Annotated in this window: 14 protein-coding genes and 2 pseudogenes; 9 read left to right on the top strand and 7 right to left on the bottom strand. The window is 68.0% G+C overall.

The genetic code is table 11. From position 1 onward, the window contains the following. Positions 1–73: 73 nt before the first annotated feature. The 7 genes and pseudogenes from ACX12L_RS02545 to thiD form a co-directional block, all read right to left on the bottom strand. Entirely contained in the window at positions 74–1,069 is a 996-nt protein-coding gene (locus ACX12L_RS02545) for a tyrosine-type recombinase/integrase (protein WP_459261170.1), read from the bottom strand. Beyond that, the gene (locus tag ACX12L_RS02540; protein WP_459261169.1) at positions 1,062–2,000 is read right to left on the bottom strand and encodes a tyrosine-type recombinase/integrase; all 939 of its coding nucleotides are present in this window, start codon (positions 1,998–2,000) and stop codon (positions 1,062–1,064) included. The genes ACX12L_RS02545 and ACX12L_RS02540 overlap by 8 nt, the downstream gene beginning before the upstream one ends. Beyond that, positions 1,997–3,253 (bottom strand): tyrosine-type recombinase/integrase, encoded by a 1,257-nt coding sequence (locus ACX12L_RS02535; protein ID WP_459261168.1) that lies wholly within the window; start codon positions 3,251–3,253, stop codon positions 1,997–1,999. The genes ACX12L_RS02540 and ACX12L_RS02535 overlap by 4 nt, the downstream gene beginning before the upstream one ends. 81 nt (positions 3,254–3,334) lie before the next feature. Then, positions 3,335–3,617 (bottom strand): annotated as a pseudogene (locus ACX12L_RS02530) (DUF736 domain-containing protein). 123 nt (positions 3,618–3,740) lie between these two features. Next, positions 3,741–4,071: pseudogene (locus tag ACX12L_RS02525) on the bottom strand (chromosome partitioning protein ParB); the annotation flags it as partial. Between the two features lie 65 nt (positions 4,072–4,136). Continuing rightward, positions 4,137–5,447: a glutamate-1-semialdehyde 2,1-aminomutase gene (hemL, locus tag ACX12L_RS02520; protein WP_459261167.1), complete on the bottom strand. Its 1,311-nt coding sequence runs from the start codon at positions 5,445–5,447 to the stop codon at positions 4,137–4,139. Continuing rightward, positions 5,431–6,372 (bottom strand): bifunctional hydroxymethylpyrimidine kinase/phosphomethylpyrimidine kinase, encoded by a 942-nt coding sequence (gene thiD / locus ACX12L_RS02515; protein WP_459261166.1) that lies wholly within the window; start codon positions 6,370–6,372, stop codon positions 5,431–5,433. Before thiD ends, hemL begins: the two co-directional genes overlap by 17 nt. Positions 6,373–6,471: 99 nt before the next feature. Between thiD and ACX12L_RS02510 the strand changes: the two genes are divergently transcribed. The 9 genes from ACX12L_RS02510 to pyrR all read left to right on the top strand — a co-directional run bounded on the left by ACX12L_RS02510 (position 6,472) and on the right by pyrR (position 17,804). Then, the gene (locus ACX12L_RS02510) at positions 6,472–6,645 is read left to right on the top strand and encodes a rubredoxin (RefSeq protein ID WP_459261165.1); all 174 of its coding nucleotides are present in this window, start codon (positions 6,472–6,474) and stop codon (positions 6,643–6,645) included. 51 nt (positions 6,646–6,696) lie between these two features. After that, a complete protein-coding gene (locus tag ACX12L_RS02505) occupies positions 6,697–7,101 on the top strand; it encodes a response regulator (RefSeq protein ID WP_459261164.1) in 405 nt (134 codons plus the stop codon). Then, positions 7,101–7,466, top strand: a complete 366-nt coding sequence (locus ACX12L_RS02500) for a response regulator (RefSeq protein WP_459261163.1) — start codon at positions 7,101–7,103, stop codon at positions 7,464–7,466. Before ACX12L_RS02505 ends, ACX12L_RS02500 begins: the two co-directional genes overlap by 1 nt. Positions 7,467–7,482: 16 nt before the next feature. Then, positions 7,483–8,010, top strand: coding sequence for a chemotaxis protein CheW (locus ACX12L_RS02495; protein WP_459261162.1), 528 nt, complete (start codon positions 7,483–7,485; stop codon positions 8,008–8,010). Between the two features lie 20 nt (positions 8,011–8,030). Continuing rightward, positions 8,031–10,295, top strand: coding sequence for a methyl-accepting chemotaxis protein (locus ACX12L_RS02490; RefSeq protein ID WP_459261161.1), 2,265 nt, complete (start codon positions 8,031–8,033; stop codon positions 10,293–10,295). 43 nt (positions 10,296–10,338) lie between these two features. Continuing rightward, positions 10,339–16,152, top strand: a complete 5,814-nt coding sequence (locus ACX12L_RS02485; RefSeq protein WP_459261160.1) for a hybrid sensor histidine kinase/response regulator — start codon at positions 10,339–10,341, stop codon at positions 16,150–16,152. Between the two features lie 88 nt (positions 16,153–16,240). Beyond that, complete coding sequence (locus ACX12L_RS02480) at positions 16,241–16,861, top strand: YqgE/AlgH family protein (RefSeq protein ID WP_459261159.1); 621 nt, start codon at positions 16,241–16,243, stop codon at positions 16,859–16,861. Next, positions 16,858–17,271 carry a Holliday junction resolvase RuvX gene (gene ruvX, locus ACX12L_RS02475; protein ID WP_459261158.1) on the top strand — a complete coding sequence of 138 codons (414 nt, stop codon included), beginning with the start codon at positions 16,858–16,860 and terminating at the stop codon, positions 17,269–17,271. The genes ACX12L_RS02480 and ruvX overlap by 4 nt, the downstream gene beginning before the upstream one ends. Further along, positions 17,268–17,804, top strand: a complete 537-nt coding sequence (gene pyrR / locus ACX12L_RS02470) for a bifunctional pyr operon transcriptional regulator/uracil phosphoribosyltransferase PyrR (RefSeq protein WP_201396171.1) — start codon at positions 17,268–17,270, stop codon at positions 17,802–17,804. The genes ruvX and pyrR overlap by 4 nt, the downstream gene beginning before the upstream one ends. Positions 17,805–17,806: the final 2 nt, after the last annotated feature.

Genomic DNA, 17,806 nt, shown 5'->3' with positions numbered 1-17,806 from the left:
TTATGTGGTCATCGAACCGCGCTGCCTTTCGGCGCGGTCGATCCAGCCCGATGAGCGCCACATAAGAAGTGGGCTATAGGCTGCGCAGGAAGGCCATCAGCTCGGGCTGATCGCGCCACCGCCGTTTGGATTGGGCATCCTCCGCAACGGCGCATTTGGCAAGCGCCTTCGCCTTGGTTTCCAGGTCGATCTCGGCATAGATGTTTGTCGTGTCAATGCTGACGTGGCCAAGCCAGCCGCGGATCGTGTTGATATCGACTCCGGCGCGCAGCAGATGCGTGGCAGCGGTGTGCCTAATCGTGTGCGGACTCACCCTTTTCTTGCGCATTGCCGGCAAGTTCAAGCTCGCCTTCATCGCATGACGTTCCACCATCGTATGCACACCAAAGCGGGTGATGGACTGGCCGCAGCGATTGAGAAAAACCGGCTCTTGTGATGCCCGATCTCCAATCAGGTACGCCAATTCAGAAACCGTGCTCGGCCACAGGGGGCAATACCGCTGTTTCCCGCCTTTGCCCTGAATCTTGACCGAAGCACCCTGCAAGTCCAGGTCGTCGATCTTGAGCTGTGCCAGCTCTGACACACGGGCGCCGGTGTTGTACAGGCACAGCAGGAGCACGTAGTCTCGCTGTCCCACTAGCGTTTGCCGGTCAGGCGCGGCCAGCAGCGCATCCATCTCCAGTTTGTCAAGATAGGGGATCACGGCCTGGGAGGTCTTCTTGCACGGAATCGAGCGGACCTGGCCGCACCACTCGATATGTTCCGGGCTGTGCTCGCCGATGAAGTAGGCTAACTTGCGGATCGCAGCAAGACGCTGATTCCGGGTGGACACCGTGCAGTGCCGGGACTCTTCCAAATCGGCGAGGAACCTGCGCGTCAGATCCGCCGATAGATCCGTCACTACGAGTCGATCCACCGGCGTGTGCAGAAGCCGAGCGGCAAATGGAAGCAGCAGCTTGAGCGTGTCACGGTAGTTGAGCTGTGTATTGCGGGCGAGATTGCGTTCGCCGACCATGTGCTCCAGAAGAAATCGGCGAACCCACGGGCCGAGCAGTGTGGTGTCACGCATGGGACTCTTCCATCGCGTAGGCCTCGAATCGTGCGCTCGCTGCGCGCAGCAACTCGGGGGTCAAGGTGAGGTAAGGCTGGGTCGAGCCGATATCCACGTGCCCCAGATAGACGGACAGTTGCAGCAGCAGGGATTGCCCATCGTTGCCACTGCGATACCAGGCAGTGAGCCGATGCACGGCGAAGGTGTGCCGCAGGTCATGCAAGCGCGGCTGGGCACGCGGGCCACCGTCGCGCAGGATTCCGGCGCGCCTGCGCAGACGGACAAAAGTGTGCTCGGCTGCAGACAGCGAAATTGGCCCGGCCAGGCGCGAAAGCAGGAAGGGGGACTCCGGGCCGACGGGCTGACACTGCACGCGTCTGGCCAAATACCTGCGCAGCACACCTTCGACATCCGTCCCAATCGGCACCAGCCGTGACTTGTAGAACTTGCTGCCGTGGATGTGCAGGACGGCCTCGGAGAGGTCCACGTCGGCCATCGTGAGATGAAGCGCTTCGCTGATCCTCAGCCCGGTGCCGTACAGAAGTAGCAGGAGGGTGCGGTAAGTACCGGGATCGATCAGGTTCTTCGGTTGATCAATCTCATCCGTGGTGTCGAGCAGTCGCCGCAGGTCCTGGCGCGAGTAGATGTAGGGCACGAAGTCCTTGCCAAGCTTCGGAGGCGCTGCTGGAAGGGGCGAACCGTCGGCATGCCCGCGCGTCATGGCATACCGATAAAACCGTGAGAGCACCGCATACTTGCCCAGGGCGGTGCGGGTGATAGGGCCACTGCCGACGATGAAATGGCGTGTTTGATCTGCTCCGACCTGACTCATCTCCACGCTGCCCATATGTGTGCAATAGGCGTTGAGCACTCTGGCTTCGCGATGGAACTTCAGGCCCATCGCCTGCTTGTAAGCCACATAGCTGGTGACGGCTTGGGAGAGCTTCATAGCAGGCCTCCCAGGTCGAATTCGGCGACCTTGCGAAGGCCTTGAAGATCTACCTTGGCGTAGATGCGGGTTGTACCCACGTTGCGATGCCCCAGGTGATCTCCAACAGCCTTGAGAGAGAACCCCTCGGCCACCAGATGGCAAGCGCAGGCATGCCTCAGGCAGTGCGGTCCCTTGTGCGGAAGCTGGATGCCCAGTGCCTTGACCCGACGGCTGACCACGTCATACAGCACATGTTGCGATACCGGAGGGAAAGGCTTCTGGGTGCTGGTGAAGAGTGTGTTGGAGGTGCAATGCGGGCGAGCCTGTTGCAGATAACGAAGAATCGCTTCGCCAACCTCGGTGACCAGCGGGTACAGGTCAGTGCGGCGTGACTTGGTGCGCACGATGGTGATGGTCTCGTTGGTCCAATCCAGGTCATTGAGACGAAGCCGCTCCACCTCCTTGCTGCGCAGGCCGTAGACCGCGAACAGCAGCAAAATGGCGCGATCGCGTATATCGATGGGCCGGGAACCTTGGGCGCTCTCGATCATCTGGCGCACATCAGCCCAATTGGGGCCGGCTGGAAGGCCTTCGTGCAGATACAAGCGCGGCGCATCAATGCACGCTGCAATTCGAGTGCCGGTGGGGCACCAGCCTTGTGCCTCGGCGTAACGGAAGAAGACCCGCAATGCGCTCGCGCAGCGTGCGATCGTGATGCGCTTCCAGTCGCTGAGTCCCTTGGCGGCTTGGAACGCATCGACGTCCGCGATCGAAACGTCTGCGAGCGATCGCCTTGCGTCTTCGATGCCCTTAAGAAATTCCTTCACGAACCAGCTTTGGTTATGGATCGTGGGCGCTGACAAGGCTCGATCATTACGCATGAAGGCGGCGAATTGCTCCACGACCGGGGTGAACACGCTGACCGGAGCGGCTGGCAATGGCTCCAACAGATCAAGAAATCGCAGCCACGCCATCGCGGCGCAGACGAACTTGGTGCGCGCGTAGTACGTGCTCTTCGCACGGTGAAGACGGCATTGATGACGGGCATAGCGCTCACCTGCCATCTCCAATTCGTACCGGGTGATGCGCTCGCCTGTAGCCAGATCAATGTGCCTGGAGATCACCAGCAGTCGATGGGCGAGACTTTGCAAAGTGCTGCGCGTTGCACCACGACTGGCGCGAAAGCAAAGGTATCGCTCACGGGCTTCGGCCCATGGGCCGTCGCGATGGCGCACCAACGCATGGGCCTTGGAAAAGAGTGCCTCGAACATGACCGATCTCCTGTGTGGTTGGAAGATCGATCAGTCTGTGCCTCTCCAAAATGTGGCGCTCGACTCCTTCTTGAACTGTCACTATGCGGCTGCTCGTCTCGGGCGCCACATAAATCTCTGCGCCACATTCTCCGTGTTATGTGGTGAGCCACATAACACGGACAGGTACTCCCGCCCGGCCTCGCTGGTCTTCTTCCACGCCGCGCCGATGCCGTGGCCGGCGGCCTGGACGCGGAAGTCCGGGGCTTTCTCGCTGTCCCCCTTGTCGTCGGGAACCAGCTTGACCTTGACGGTGAGCGTCAGGGTGCGAAGGGTGCCGGCGTAGCCGTCTTTGTCTGCGGTGAAGGTAGCCGATGTTGGCCATGACGTTTCGGTTGAACAAGGTTCGCGCCCATTGCGTCCTTGTTGTGATCCGGCCGGCGGGGGACGGGCTGGCTGCACCGCTTGCGGTCGCAACGCAGCGGAGAGCCGGGAGGCGAAAGGAATTTTCGGCCTCCGCCTCGGCGGCGATGCCGGCCAGCTTGTCCTGCGCCAGCCGTTCCAGCAGCGCCGCATCGCCCAGGTACACGCTGGCATCGCCTTCCGCGAACAGGTCGCCGCGGATGCCGATAGGCGTCGATTTCGCGTTCGGTCAGGCGTTCCCGCAGGCTGTGCGGGCTGCGTTGCCATGTCGGGGCATCGTAGTACGCGGCTTTCTGCGCGGCGTGGCCGTCGGTGATGGCAAGGGCCATCAACTGATCGCGCGCGACTGCATCGGCGCGGCAGTCGGCCAGCAGGCGCGGCGAGACATTCGCCACGACCAGCGGCGTGACGGAAAAGGCCCGTAAAGGCCCTTTTTGATGAAAACAGGCGCAAGCGCGCTCTGGCCGGGCGGCAGCAGCTCTTATTTCGTGAGCGTCTGGAAAACCTGCGTGGCCGCTTCCACGGTCTGCGCGATGTCTTCGGCGCTGTGCGCGCTGCTCACGAAGCCCGCCTCGTACAGCGCCGGCGCGGTGTACACGCCGCGGTCGAGCAGGCCGTGGAACAGCTGGTTGAAGCGCGCGCCGTCGGTCCTGAGCACCTCGGGGTAGTTCTGCGGCAGCGCCCCCAGCAGGAAGTAGCCGAACATGCCGCCCTCGCTGTCGGCGCAGAAGTCCACGCCGCTGGCCCTGGCGGCGCCAGCCAGGCCGTCGACCAGCGCGCGCGTGCGCCCGGCCAGGGCCTCGTAGAAGCCGGGCTGGCTGATCTCGCGCAGCGTCGCCAGGCCGCAGGCCGTCGCCACGGGGTTGCCCGACAGGGTGCCGGCCTGGTACACGGGGCCCAGCGGCGCGAGCTGCTCCATGACGGCGCGCGGCCCCCCGAAGGCCGCGAGCGGCATGCCGCCGCCGATGACCTTGCCGAGCACCGTGAGGTCAGGCCTGAAGCCGGGGATCTGCTGCGCGTACACGCTCTGCGCGCCGCCGAGCGCCACGCGAAAGCCCGTCATCACCTCGTCGATGACCAGCAGCGCGCCGTGCTGCGTGCACAGCTCGCGCGCGCGGCGCATGAAGGGCACGCTGGCGCGCACGAAGTTCATGTTGCCCGCGATGGGCTCCATGATCACGCAGGCCACATCCTTGCCGTGCAGCGCGAAGGCCTCTTCGAGCTGCGCCACGTCGTTGTATTCGAGCACCAGCGTGTGCTGCACCACCTCGGGCGGCACGCCCGCGCTGGTGGCGTGGCCGAAGGTGGCCAGGCCCGATCCGGCCTTGACCAGCAGCGAATCGGCATGGCCGTGGTAGCAGCCGTTGAACTTGATGATCTTGGAGCGGCCCGTGGCGCCGCGCGCCAGGCGGATGGCGCTCATGCCCGCCTCGGTGCCGGAGCTGACCAGGCGGATCATCTCCATCGACGGCACGTGGCGGATGATCTCCTCGGCCAGCTCCACCTCGCGCTCGGTGGGCGCGCCGAAGGAAAAGCCCTCCAGTGCGGCCTTTTGCACGGCCTCCAGCACGGCCGGGTGGCCGTGGCCCAGGATCATGGGGCCCCAGGAGCCGATGTAGTCGATGTAGCGCCGGCCGTTGGCATCCCACATGTAGGCGCCCTGGGCGCGCTGGATGAAGCGGGGGGTGCCGCCCACGGCCCTGAAGGCGCGCACGGGCGAGTTCACGCCGCCCGGGATCAGCGCCTTGGCGCGTTCGAAGAGGGTCTGGTTGCTGTCAGTGCTGTGTGTCATGGGGTGGCATGTCGAAGCCCTGCGGTCCGCCGGAGGGCTCGTCGTCATTGTCGTCGTCATCGTCGGGCTGGGCCCAGAACATGCGGTCGGGCAGCACATGGCCCATGCCGGGGCGAAAGCCATTCTCCAGCGAGCCGTCGAGGTAGGTGAGCGCTTCTTTCGTGGCCTCGCCCAGGTCGCAGCCGCTGCCCACGAGGGCCGCGAGCGTCGCCGACAAGGTGTCGCCCGCGCCGATGAAGCTGGCTTCGAAGCGCTCGAAGCGTCCGCTGCCGAGCACCGACTGGGCCGAGGCCAGCACGTTGTCGATGTGCTGGTCGGCCGCCGGAATGCCGGTCACCAGCAGGTAGGGCACGCCGCTCTCGGCGGCCGCCATGGCCAGGTCGCGCGGCGACGGCGCACGCTCGCTGCCCCAGTCGGGCAGAAGCCAGCGCCACAGCGTGCTGTGGTTGCCGACCAGCACCGAGGTCTGGGGCAGCAGCAGTTCGCGGAAGGCATCGTGGTACTGGTCGATGAGATCGTCGCGCCACCACGACAGGTCGGGCATGTAGGCGATCACCGGTATGTCGGCATAGTCGGCCGAGATCCCGGCGATGGCGCTCAGGTTCTCCGGGCTGCCCACGAAGCCGACCTTGATGGCCTGCACGGCCATGTCCTCGAGCACGGCGCGGGCCTGCTCGGAAACCGTGTCGTCGTCGAAGGGGTAATGCTCGAAGACCTCGGCGCTGTCGCGCGCGTAGGCGCCGGTCACCACGGGGACGGGGTGACCGCCGACCGAGGCCACGGCCGTGATGTCGCCCGCCAGCCCTCCCGCGCCGCTGGGGTCGTTGGCGTTGAAAACCATGACACAGATGGCGGGCACTACGGGGTCGTCATCATCCGCGGCCATGCCTGGGGTACCCGGTGATGAAGGGGTTTTCGATTTCATGGAAGGGTGCCAGCGTAACCGGTGGCACGAAAGCTGCGTTCCGCAGTCATGACTAGATACAATCGTTGCATTCTATGTGAAGGCCCCTTAAGCTGTGGCGTGACCGACCCACGAACTTGGATGTGCTTGATTTGCGGTTGGGTATATGACGAGGCCGCGGGTTCGCCCGAACACGGCATTGCGCCCGATACCCGCTGGGCGGATGTCCCCAAGAGGTGGACATGCCCTGAATGCGGGGCACGCAAAGAGGACTTCGAGATGGTCGAAATATGAGGCGCGGCCCCGGCCTGCGTCGTTTTTCGTTCCCTCAGGAGCAGTGAGAAATTGGCTACGACGACAACCGGTTCCACCTTCAAGGTCCTCGTGGTGGACGATAGCAACACCATCCGGCGCAGCGCTGAAATCTTCCTCAAGCAGGGTGGCCACGAGGTACTGCTCGCCGACGATGGCTTCGACGCCCTGGCCAAGGTCAATGATTACCAGCCCCAGCTGATTTTCTGCGACATCCTGATGCCCAAGCTCGATGGTTATCAGACCTGCGCCATCATCAAGCGCAATGCCCGCTTTGCCGGTACGCCGGTGGTGATGCTGTCATCCAAGGACGGGGTTTTCGACAAGGCGCGCGGCCGCATGGTCGGCTGCCAGGAATATCTCACCAAACCATTCACCAAAGACCAGTTGCTGCAGGCCGTGCAGCAATTCGGAAATGCGCAACAAGGAGCCATGTAATGCCGATCCGGAAAGTCCTGGTCGTGGACGACTCGAAAACGGAGTTGATGTACCTGACCGACTTGCTGCAGAAAAAAGGCATGCAGGTCCGTACGGCCGAGAATGCAGAGGAAGCCTTTCGCCGCCTGACCGAGGAAAAGCCCGACCTGATCCTCATGGACGTCGTCATGCCCGGCCAGAACGGCTTCCAGCTGACGCGCATCATCACCCGTGACCCGCAGTACGCCGACGTGCCCATCATCATGTGCACGAGCAAGAGCCAGGAAACGGACCGCGTCTGGGGCATGCGCCAGGGCGCGCGCGGCTATATCACCAAGCCGGTCGATCCTGCGGAACTGCAGGCCAAGATCGACGCGCTGGATTGAGGGTGCCGCGTCCGCCATGGCCAATCGCGAAGCCCTGAAGGAGTTCCAGGCGCGGCTTGCCGTGCGTTTGCAGGCAGCAAGAGACGAGGGCGTGTCCGTCTCGTCCTGGCTGGCCGTGGAGTCGGCCGGGCTGCATTTCCTTTTGCCGCTGGCGCAGTCGGGAGAGATTTTCCCGTGGAGCGGCGTGCAATCCGTCCCCTACACCCAGTCCTGGTTCCTGGGGGTGACCAATCTGCGCGGCACGCTCACGGGCGTGGTGGACCTCGCGGGGCTGCTGGGCGCCGTGCAACCGCGTTCCGAGCAGGCGCTGCTGGAGTCCAGCGTGCTGACCCTCAACGGCGCCCTGGAGGTGAATGCCGCGCTGCTCGTGGACCGGCTGGCGGGCCTGCGCAGCGTGCAGACGTTCGTCGCGTCCGAGCCGCCCGCGCAAGGAGAGCCGGTGTATTTCGGCAGCGCCTATGTCGATGAGCAGGGCACGCGCTGGCAGGAGCTCAACCTGCAGGCCTTGTCCCAACACCCCGCGTTTCTCAGCATCAGTGCTTGATTTTTCTGTAAGGCTGCACCATGTCCGTCGTCAATCCCTTTGGAAAACTATTCCACCGCAAGCCCGCCGAGCCGGATGCCGACCTGAACCCGTCCTACATGGCGGCAGACTCCATGATCGCCGGCCCGCTGTCGCAGGAATACCAGGCGGACGGCATGGGTAGTGCGCAGGGGGTGGGCGGGGTGTCGCAATACCACGAGGAAGGCGCGCTCGAAGACGACCTGGTGGCCTTGCCCCTGCTGGGCAGCGCCACTGCGCCCGCACACCAGCGCCGTTTGCTGCTGCTGCTCGGTGTGAGCCTGCTGGCGCTGGCGTTGGTCGCCGGCTGGGTGCTGCGGCAGGCCAACCGCTCGGCGCAGCAGCTGACTGCCGCCGGCCAGTCGCTGATGCAGTCGCAGCGCCTGGCGAATTCGGTGTCGCAGGCCCTGGTGGGCAGTCCGCAGGCCTTTGCCGACGTGGCGGAGAGCTCCGGCGTGCTGGTGCGCAACGTGCGCGCGCTGAGCAATGGCGACGGCGAGCTGGATGTGCAGGCACTGGGCGAGGCCTTCAAGCCCGACCTCGATGCCATCATGCCCCTGGTGGAGCGTGCCGAGCGCAGTGCGGGCGTGGTGATGGGACAGAAGAAGATCCTGTCCCAGGTGGGCGATGCGCTGCGCACCATCAACAGCCAGTCGTCCGACCTGCTGGAGATCGCCGAGGCCATCGCGTCGCTCAAGCTGCAGCACAACGCGCCCGCGGCCGACATTTCCGCCGCAGGGCAGCTCGTGATGCTGACGCAGCGCATCGGCAAGTCCGCCAACGAATTCCAGAGCTCCCAGGGGGGGAGCCCCGAGGCCGTGTTCCTGCTGGGCAAGGACCTGAATTCCTTCAAGGAGATCGCCCAGGGCATGCTCGACGGCAGCGCCGACCTGCGGCTGACCGCCTCGCGCGACGCGCAGGTCCGCGAGCAGCTGCAGGCGCTGATCAAGCTCTTCGACCAGACCCGCACCCAGGCCGGCGCCATTCTGGGCAACCTGCAGGGACTGGTGTCGGCGCGGGAGGCCCAGGCGGCCATCGTCGCCGACAGCGAGCCGCTGCGCCGCCAGCTGGAGGGCCTGCAGGGCAAGCTGTCCGCGCAGTCGGGCATAGGGGCGGGGCAGTTCGCGGCCCTGGCGGTCGCGGGCATCTTCGTGCTGCTGTGCGGCGTGGGCATCTCCCGCGTGCAGCTGCTCGACAGCCGCAACCGCCAGGGCGCCGCCGAGGCGCTGCAACGCGATGCCCGGCGCCAGGAGCAGGAAGCCAAGCGCGTCAACGATGCCAACCAGGCCGCCATCCTGCGGCTCATGAACGAGCTGCAGTCGGTCGCCGAAGGGGACCTGACCCAGGAGGCCACGGTGACGGAGGACATCACGGGCGCCATCGCCGACTCGGTGAACTACACGGTGGAGGAGCTGCGCGTGCTTGTGGGCAGCGTGCAGAACACCGCGGCCCGGGTGGCGCAGACGACCGAACAGGTGGACAGCACGTCCACGGAGCTGCTCGCGACATCCTCCGAGCAGCTGCGCGAGATCCGCGAAACCGGCCGCTCGGTGCTCGACATGGCCACGCGCATCAACGAAGTGTCCTCCCAGGCGCAGGAATCGGCCTCGGTGGCCCGCCAGTCGCTGCTGGCGGCGGACCAGGGCCTGCAGGCGGTGCAGAACGCCATCGGCGGCATGAACGCCATCCGCGACCAGATCCAGGACACCTCCAAGCGCATCAAGCGCCTGGGCGAGTCGTCGCAGGAGATCGGCGAAATCACCGAACTGATCTCCGACATCACCGAGCAGACCAACGTGCTGGCCCTGAACGCCGCCATCCAGGCCGCGTCCGCCGGCGAAGCGGGCCGCGGCTTCTCGGTGGTGGCCGAGGAAGTGCAGCGCCTGGCTGAGCGCTCCGCCGATGCCACGCGCCAGATCTCCGCCCTGGTGAAGGCCATCCAGACCGACACCCAGGACGCGGTGGCCGCCATGGAGCGCTCCACGCAGGGCGTGGTGGAAGGGGCTCGCCTGTCCGACGGCGCCGGCACCGCCCTGACCGAGATCGACCGCGTGTCGCGCCGCCTGGCCGAGCTGATCGAGCAGATTTCCGTCTCGGCATCGCGCGAGGCGGAGCTGGCCAACGGCGTGGCCGACAACATCCAGCACATCTTCGCGGTGACGGAGCAGACCGGAGAAGGGACCCGCACGACCGCCCAGCAGGTGCGCGAGCTGTCCCACATGGCCGAAGAGCTGCGGCGGTCGGTGGCACGGTTCAAGATCGCCTGACTTTCATCAACGAACTGGCTCGGTAGCAGCCGGGGACGAATCCATGTCATCTCTTGACGCCGCAAACACACCGGGCGCCGATGGGGCCCAGAGCGAGCAAGACCTCGGGCCGCTGGCATGGGTGCTCGATGAGCTGCGCAAATCCTTGGACAGCGCCGTCAAGGCCATGCGCCGCTTCGTGCGCGATGCCGAAATCGCCCGCGAATCGGACCTGGCGGCCCTCGACGCGGGACCGCTGCGGATCGCGCGCCAGCAATTGCACCAGGCCAGCGGGGCGCTGGAGATGGTGGGCATGGCGGCGCCGGCCCTGGTGCTGCGCGCCATGGAGAGCGCCGTGCAGCGCTTCGTGCAGCGCCCTGAACTGTGCAGCGACGAGGCCGCTGCGACGATCGGACGCGCCAGTTTCGCGCTGATCGAGTACCTGGAGTGCGTGCTGGCCGGCAAGGCGGTATCCCCGGTGGCGTTGTTCCCGCAATACCGGGACTCCCAGGCGCTCGCGGGGGCGGATCGGGTGCACCCGGCCGACCTGTGGCCGGTAGAGCGCCGCCCGCGCGAGCCCGAGCTGGCGGTTGCGGCAGCGCCCCTGCCCTATGGGCCCGAGGCGCGGGCGCGCCTGGACGCCGCCGTGCTGCGCATCGTCAAGAATGCCGACCCGGCGGCGGCGGCCGACATGCGGACCGTCTGCCAGGGGTTCGCCGCGGCGCAGCCAAAGCCCGAGGTGCGCGTGTTCTGGGGCATTTGCGCCGGGTTCTTCGAGGCCCTGGCGCAGGGTGCGCTCAAGCCGGACGTCTATGCCAAGCGCGTGGCGTCGCGCGTGCTGATGCAGTATGCGACCCTGGCCAAGGGCGACGACGGCATCGGCGAACGCCTGGTGCAGGACCTGCTGTTCTTCTGCGCCCAGGCCGCCGTGCCGGGCGCCGCCGCGGATGCGGCCAGGATGCCCGCCCTGCAGGCCGTGCGCGAGGCCTTCGGGTTGCAGCGCCACCGGCCGGTGGACTATGAGCAGCCGCGCTTCGGCCGGTTCGACCCGGCCGTCCTGGCGCAGGCGCGCAAGCGCATTGCCGCTGCCACGGAAACCTGGTCGGCCCTGGCCGGCGGCGACCGCAACAAGCTCAAGCCCGCGGCGGACCAGTTCAGCCTGGTGTGCGACTCGCTGCGCAAACTCCATCCCGACAGCGACAGCCTGGCGCAGGCCCTGACACGCGCCATGGACGCCACGCTGCATTCGGGCGAGCCCCCGTCGGCGGCGCTGGCCATGGAGGTCGCCACTGCCGTCCTGTACCTGCAGGCGTCGTTCGAGGAGCTCGACGGCGCGGAACACACCATGGCGCAGCGGGCCGCGCGCCTTGCAGAACGCCTGGACGGCGTGGCGACGGGCGGGGAATCCCAGCCCCTGGAGCCGTGGATGGAGGAGCTGTACCGCCGTGTCAGCGACCACCAGACCATGGGCAGCGTGGTGAGCGAGCTGCGCGCCACCCTGTCGGAAGCCGAAAAGTCCATGGACCAGTACTTCCGCCAGCCGGAGAATCCAGAAGTCCTGCGCTCCGTGCCCGGCAGCTTGCAGCAGATGCGGGGCGTGCTGTCGGTGCTGGGCCTGGACCAGGCGTCGCTGGCGGTGGTGCGCATGCGCGACATGGTGGAGCGCCTGCTGATCGACGCGGTTGCCGAGGGCGAGCGCCAGCAGGTCTTCGAGAAGCTGGGCAACAGCATGGGCGCGCTGGGCTTCCTGGTCGATATGCTGAGCTATCAGCGTGCCATGGCGCGCAAGCTCTTCGTCTATGACGAGGATCTGGGCGAGCTGCGGATCCTCATGGGGCGCACGCGCGTGCCCGGCGCCGAGGGCCAGGCGGCGCCCGCGCCGGCAGACATGGGCAAGCCCCTCGAAGCCAAGGCGGGGGCGCCGCTGCACGAGCCGCCCGCCGCGCCCGCGCCCGCGCCGGAGCTTCCCATCCCCGCGGTTGCGCCAGCCCCCGTGGCGCCCGAGGCCGACGACGGGCAGGAGCTCCTGGACATCTTCCTCGAAGAGGCGCGCGAAGTGGTCGCCGCCGGCCAGGCCGCCATCGATGCGCTGCATGCCGAACCCGGCGACCTGAGCGAGCAGACCACGCTGCGCCGGGCGTTCCACACGCTCAAGGGCAGCTCGCGCATGGTCGGGCTGGGCGAGTTCGGCGAAGCTGCCTGGTCGATGGAGCAAGTGCTCAATGCCTGGCTGGCCGAGCAAAAGCCCGTGAAGGCGCCGCTGCTGCAGCTGTCCGCCGAGGCGCTGCAGGCATTCGCCCTCTGGGCGGACGACATCGCGGCTGGCAAGGCCGATCGCTGGCAGGCCCAGGCCTTCCGCGCAGCGGCCGATGCCATGCGCCAGGACGGCACGCTCGTGCCATTGGCCGCGCCCGCCGCGGCGCAGCCGCTCGTCGAGGAGGAGGCGGCCGCCGCGCCGGATGCGCCGATCGACGCCGCCATGTCCGGCGAACTGCCGCAGGAGCAGCCGACTGCCGCGGCCGGGCCGCAGGCCACCGCCCACGCACCCGAAGACGCCGCCGCATCCGGTTTCGACCTGCTGCTGCCCGATGCCGAAGGCGTGCCGCAACAGGATTTCGCGGACACCTGCATCGACGCCTACGGCCCAGGGAGCGACGCCCAGGCGCCCGCACCCGCGCCGGCCCTGGCCGAAGAGGTGGATTTCGCGCTTTTCGAGCAGGCGATGCAGGCCGGTGCCGATGCCCAGGAGACGCCCGAGGAGCCTGCCGGGGTGGCCGCGGAAGAGGCCCTGGCGGACGATCAGCCGCAGACCCCGCTCGCGCAGGCCTTCGACATCGAACTGGCCGAGGCCGCGCCTATTGCAGAGTCCGACGAGCCCGCGGCGGTGCCGGCCTCCGAGCCGCCGCCCGCATGGGCCGATGCCGCCGAGAGCGCGGAGCCCGGTGTGCTGCCGCCGGCGGACGAGGCGGTCAAGGTCATCGAGCACCTGCGCATCGGCATCCCGCTGTACAACGTCTACCTCAACGAGGCCGATGAATGGTCGCGCCGCCTGAGCACGTCGCTGCAGGAATGGTCGCTGGAGCTGCACCAGCCGCTGCCGGACACGGCCGTGGCGCTGGCGCACTCGCTGGCCGGCAGTTCGGCGACCGTGGGCTTCGCCGCCCTGTCGGGCATGGCGCGCACGCTGGAGCATGCCCTGCAGCACGTGCAATTGCTGCCGTGCGGCCTGCCCGAGCACGCCCAGGTCTTCAATGCGGCGGCCGACGACATCCGCCGGCTGCTGCACCAGTTCGCGGCGGGCTTCCTCAAGGAGCCCAATGCCCTGGTGCTGGAGCGCCTGCAGGCGCTCTTGCAGGTCGAAGTGAGCAGCGGCAGGATGCCTCTGGAGGAGGCCGCGGGCGAAGAAGCGTGCGCAGAGCCCGTACCTGAGCTGGGCGGCATCCTCGAGCGCGAGCTGCAGGTCGACGAGGCCATCGCCCGCGCCGTGGCGGCCTCGGTGGATATCGACGACGACATCGATGCGCTCGACATCATCGACCCCGACCTTTTCCCCATCTTCGAGGAAGAGGCGCTGGAGCTGCTGCCCGCGCTGGGCACGGCGCTGCGCCAATGGTCGGCGCGCCCGGAGAACCTGGGCGCCCGCAACGAACTGCTGCGCGCCCTGCACACCTTGAAGGGCAGCGCGCGCCTGGCCGGCGCCATGCGGCTGGGCGAGCTGGCCCACCGCATGGAAACGGCCGTGGAGCAGATCGGCACCGACGGCGTCGCCGCGGCCGACATCGAGCCCCTGCTGGCCAGCTTCGACGCCCTGCAGACAGGTTTCGACGCCTTGCGCACCATCGGCGCGCAGCCGCTGTCCGGGCCCGTGGCCGTGGAGCCGCCGGCGGCGGCGCCCGCAGCCTTCATGGCCGCGGAGCAGTCTGCTGCCGCGCCGGGCCAGGGCAGGGCTCCGGTGGCCGCGCCGCTGGCCTGGACTGCCCCTGCCGGCACCTCGTCCATGCCCCCGCGCGTGGCGGGCGGGCAGTCGGTGCGCGTGCGCGCGCAGCTGCTCGACCGTCTGGTGAACCAGGCGGGCGAGGTGGTGATCGCGCGCTCGCGCCTGGATGCGCGCATGTCGCAGATGCGGGCCTCGCTCGGCGACCTGACGGACAACCTCGAGCGCCTGCGCCAGCAGCTGCGCGACATCGAGGTGCAGGCCGAGTCCCAGATGCAGTCGCGCCTGGCGCTGTCCAAGGATTCGGCGGCGGGCTTCGACCCGCTGGAGTTCGACCGCTTCACGCGCGTGCAGGAGCTCACGCGCATGATGGCCGAGTCGGTGAACGACGTGGCCACGGTGCAGCGCAACATGCAGCGCGCCCTGGAGGGCGCCGAGGACGACCTGGTGGCCCAGGGGCGCCAGGCGCGCGAACTGCAGCGCGACCTGCTGCATACCCGCATGGTGGAGTTCGAGGGCCTCTCCGAGCGTCTCTACGCCGTGGTGCGCCAGGTGAGCAAGGAAACCGGCAAGCAGATCAAGCTCGACATTTCCGGCGGCTCCATCGAAATGGACCGCGGCGTGCTCGACCGCATGACCCCGGCCTTCGAGCACCTGCTGCGCAACTGCGCGGGCCACGGGATCGAGGCCCCCGAGGTGCGCACGGCCGCGGGCAAGCCCGCGGTGGGCGCCATCACCATCGCCCTGCGCCAGGAGGGCAACGACGTGTCGGTCGAGTTCCGCGACGACGGCGCCGGCCTGGACATCGCCCGCATCCGCGCCAAGGCCGTGGCCCAGGGGCTGGTCCCCGAGGATGCGCAGCTCTCCGATGCCGATGCGGCCAACCTGATCTTCCTGCCGGGCCTCTCCACGGCCACCGAGGTCACGGGCCTGTCGGGCCGCGGCATCGGCATGGACGTGGTGCGCTCCGAGGTCCACGCCCTCGGGGGCCGCATCGAGACCTGGACCGAGGCCGGCCAGGGCAGCGCCTTCCGCATGGTGCTGCCGCTCACGACCGCCGTCACGCAGGTGGTCATGCTGCGTGCCGGCGGGCTGACGCTGGGCGTGCCGGCCAGCCTGGTGGAGATCGTGCGCCGCGGCTCCACCGCCGAGCTGGAGGCCGCCTATGCCACGCATGCGTTCTCCGACGGGCAGGAGGACCTGCCCTTCTACTGGGCCGGCGCGCTGCTGCAATCGTCCGCGTGCAGCACCGAGGCGGCGGGCAAGTACCGGCCCGTGCTCATCCTGCGCAGCGCCGCGCAGCGCATCGCCGTGCACGTCGACGAGGTGCTGGGCAACCAGGAAGTGGTGGTCAAGAACCTCGGGCCGCAGCTGTCGCGCCTGCCGGGGCTGACGGGCATGTCCGTGCTCGCCTCCGGCGCCGTGGTGCTGATCTACAACCCCGTGGCCCTGGCGACGGTGTATGGCGACCAGGCGCGCGCCGCCATGCGCGCGCCCGCCGCAGCACAGGCCGAGGGGAGCGTGCCGGCGCAGGCGCCCGTGGCGCAGGACCACCAGGTGCCGCTGGTCCTGGTGGTGGACGACTCCATCACGGTGCGCCGCGTCACCCAGCGCCTGTTGCAGCGCGAGGGCTACCGCGTGGCCCTGGCGGCCGACGGGCTGCAGGCGCTCGAGCGGCTGCAGCAGGAACGCCCGGCCGTGGTGCTGTCCGACATCGAGATGCCGCGCATGGACGGGTTCGACCTGGCGCGCAACATCCGCGGCGATGCGGCGCTGCGCGACCTGCCCATCATCATGATCACCTCGCGCATCGCGCAGAAGCACCGCGACCACGCGGCCCAGCTGGGCGTGAACCACTATCTGGGCAAGCCCTATTCCGACGAGGAGCTCATGAGCCTGGTGCGCCACTACGCCCGGCTGGCGGCGCCCATGGAAAACGCCTGACGGCAGGCGCCGCAGGCACGCGCATGGCCCGGCCGGCTTGCCGCCCACCGGGCCATTTTGCGTGCCGGCTTGGCCGTAAAATCGCGGCATGCCTGCCCCGCCCGCGCCCATGAATCTGACGCACCATTTCCTGATCGCCATGCCGGGCATGGAGGATGCGTCCTTTGCGCGCAGCGTGGTCTACCTGTGCGAGCACAACGAGCGCGGCGCCCTGGGCCTGATCATCAACAAGCCCACGGACATCAGCCTGGAAGGGCTGTTCGAGAAGGTGGACCTGACCCTGGGGCGCGAGGACCTCACGCGCCAGCCTGTGTTCCTGGGCGGGCCCGTGCAGACCGAGCGCGGCTTCGTGCTGCATGATCCCATGCGCGGAACGCCCGAGGGCGCGCCCCGCGAGAGTGAGGGGGAGGACGAGTCTCCCTACGCCTCCACGATGAGCATTCCCGGCGGCCTGGAGATGACCACCTCCAAGGACGTGCTGGAGGCGCTGTCGCACGGCGCGGGCCCGCGGCGCGTGCTCGTGACCCTGGGCTACTCGGCCTGGGGCGAGGGCCAGCTCGAATCCGAGCTGGCCGAGAACAGCTGGCTCACGGTGGATGCCGACGCCTCCATCATCTTCGACACCCCCGTGGACGAGCGCTACGAGCGCGCCCTGGGGCTGCTGGGCCTGCAATCGTGGATGCTGTCGCGCGACGCGGGGCACGCATGACATGCCCCGCCGCCATCGTTCCCGCGCATTTCCAATCCTTTCTGGCTTTTGATTTCGGGCTCAAGCGCACGGGCGTCGCCGTGGGCACGCGCATGCTGCGCACGGCCACGCCGCAGGGCACGATCCGCGCCGAGGGCGATGCGCGCTTCGCCGCGGTGGCCGAGCGCATCGGCGAATGGCAGCCCGATGCCCTGGTGGTGGGCGTGCCCTGCCACCCGGATGGGGCGCCGCACGAGAACACGGCCCGGGCCCTGAAGTTCGCGCGCCAGCTGCGCGGGCGCTTCGGCCTGCAGGTCTTCGAGGTGGACGAGCGCTACAGCACCACCGAGGCCCTGGCCTCCGGCGCGGGCGATGCCGATGCGGCGTCGGCCTGCATCATCCTGGAACAGTTTTTGAGGAATCTGCCATGAGTTCTGCTCCCTCCGCGGCGCCGGGCGCCGTACGCCAGGGCCACCTGGCGCTGGACGCCGAGGCGCTCTACGCCGAGCTGCTGCGCGGCGTGCGCGCGCTGCGCGGGCCCCATACCCACCTGGCGGGCATCGCCTCGGGCGGCGCCTGGCTGGCCGAGCGACTGCAGCGCGACCTGGGCCTGGCCGGCCAGGCGGGCGTGCTGTCGTCGGCCATGCACCGCGACGACTTCGCCCAGCGCGGCCTGGCCAGCAGCGCGCAGACGGCGCTGCCGTTCGACGTGAACGGGGCCGACATCCTGCTGCTCGACGACGTGCTCTACACCGGCCGCACGATCCGCGCCGTGATCAACGAGCTGTTCGACTACGGCCGCCCGGCCTGCGTGCGCCTGGCGGTGCTGGTGGACCGTGGCGGGCGCGAACTGCCCATACAGGCCGACTTCGCCGCGGCGCGCGTGCTGCTGCCGCCCACGCAGCTGCTGTCGCTGGCCCGAGCCGAGGGCGGCGCATTCCATTTCGACGTCAAAGAGGTCTGACG

This window comes from Alicycliphilus sp. T452 (assembly GCF_054512775.1).
Note: the sequence above shows the minus strand (reverse complement) of the source record. Positions and strands in the feature narration are given on the sequence as shown.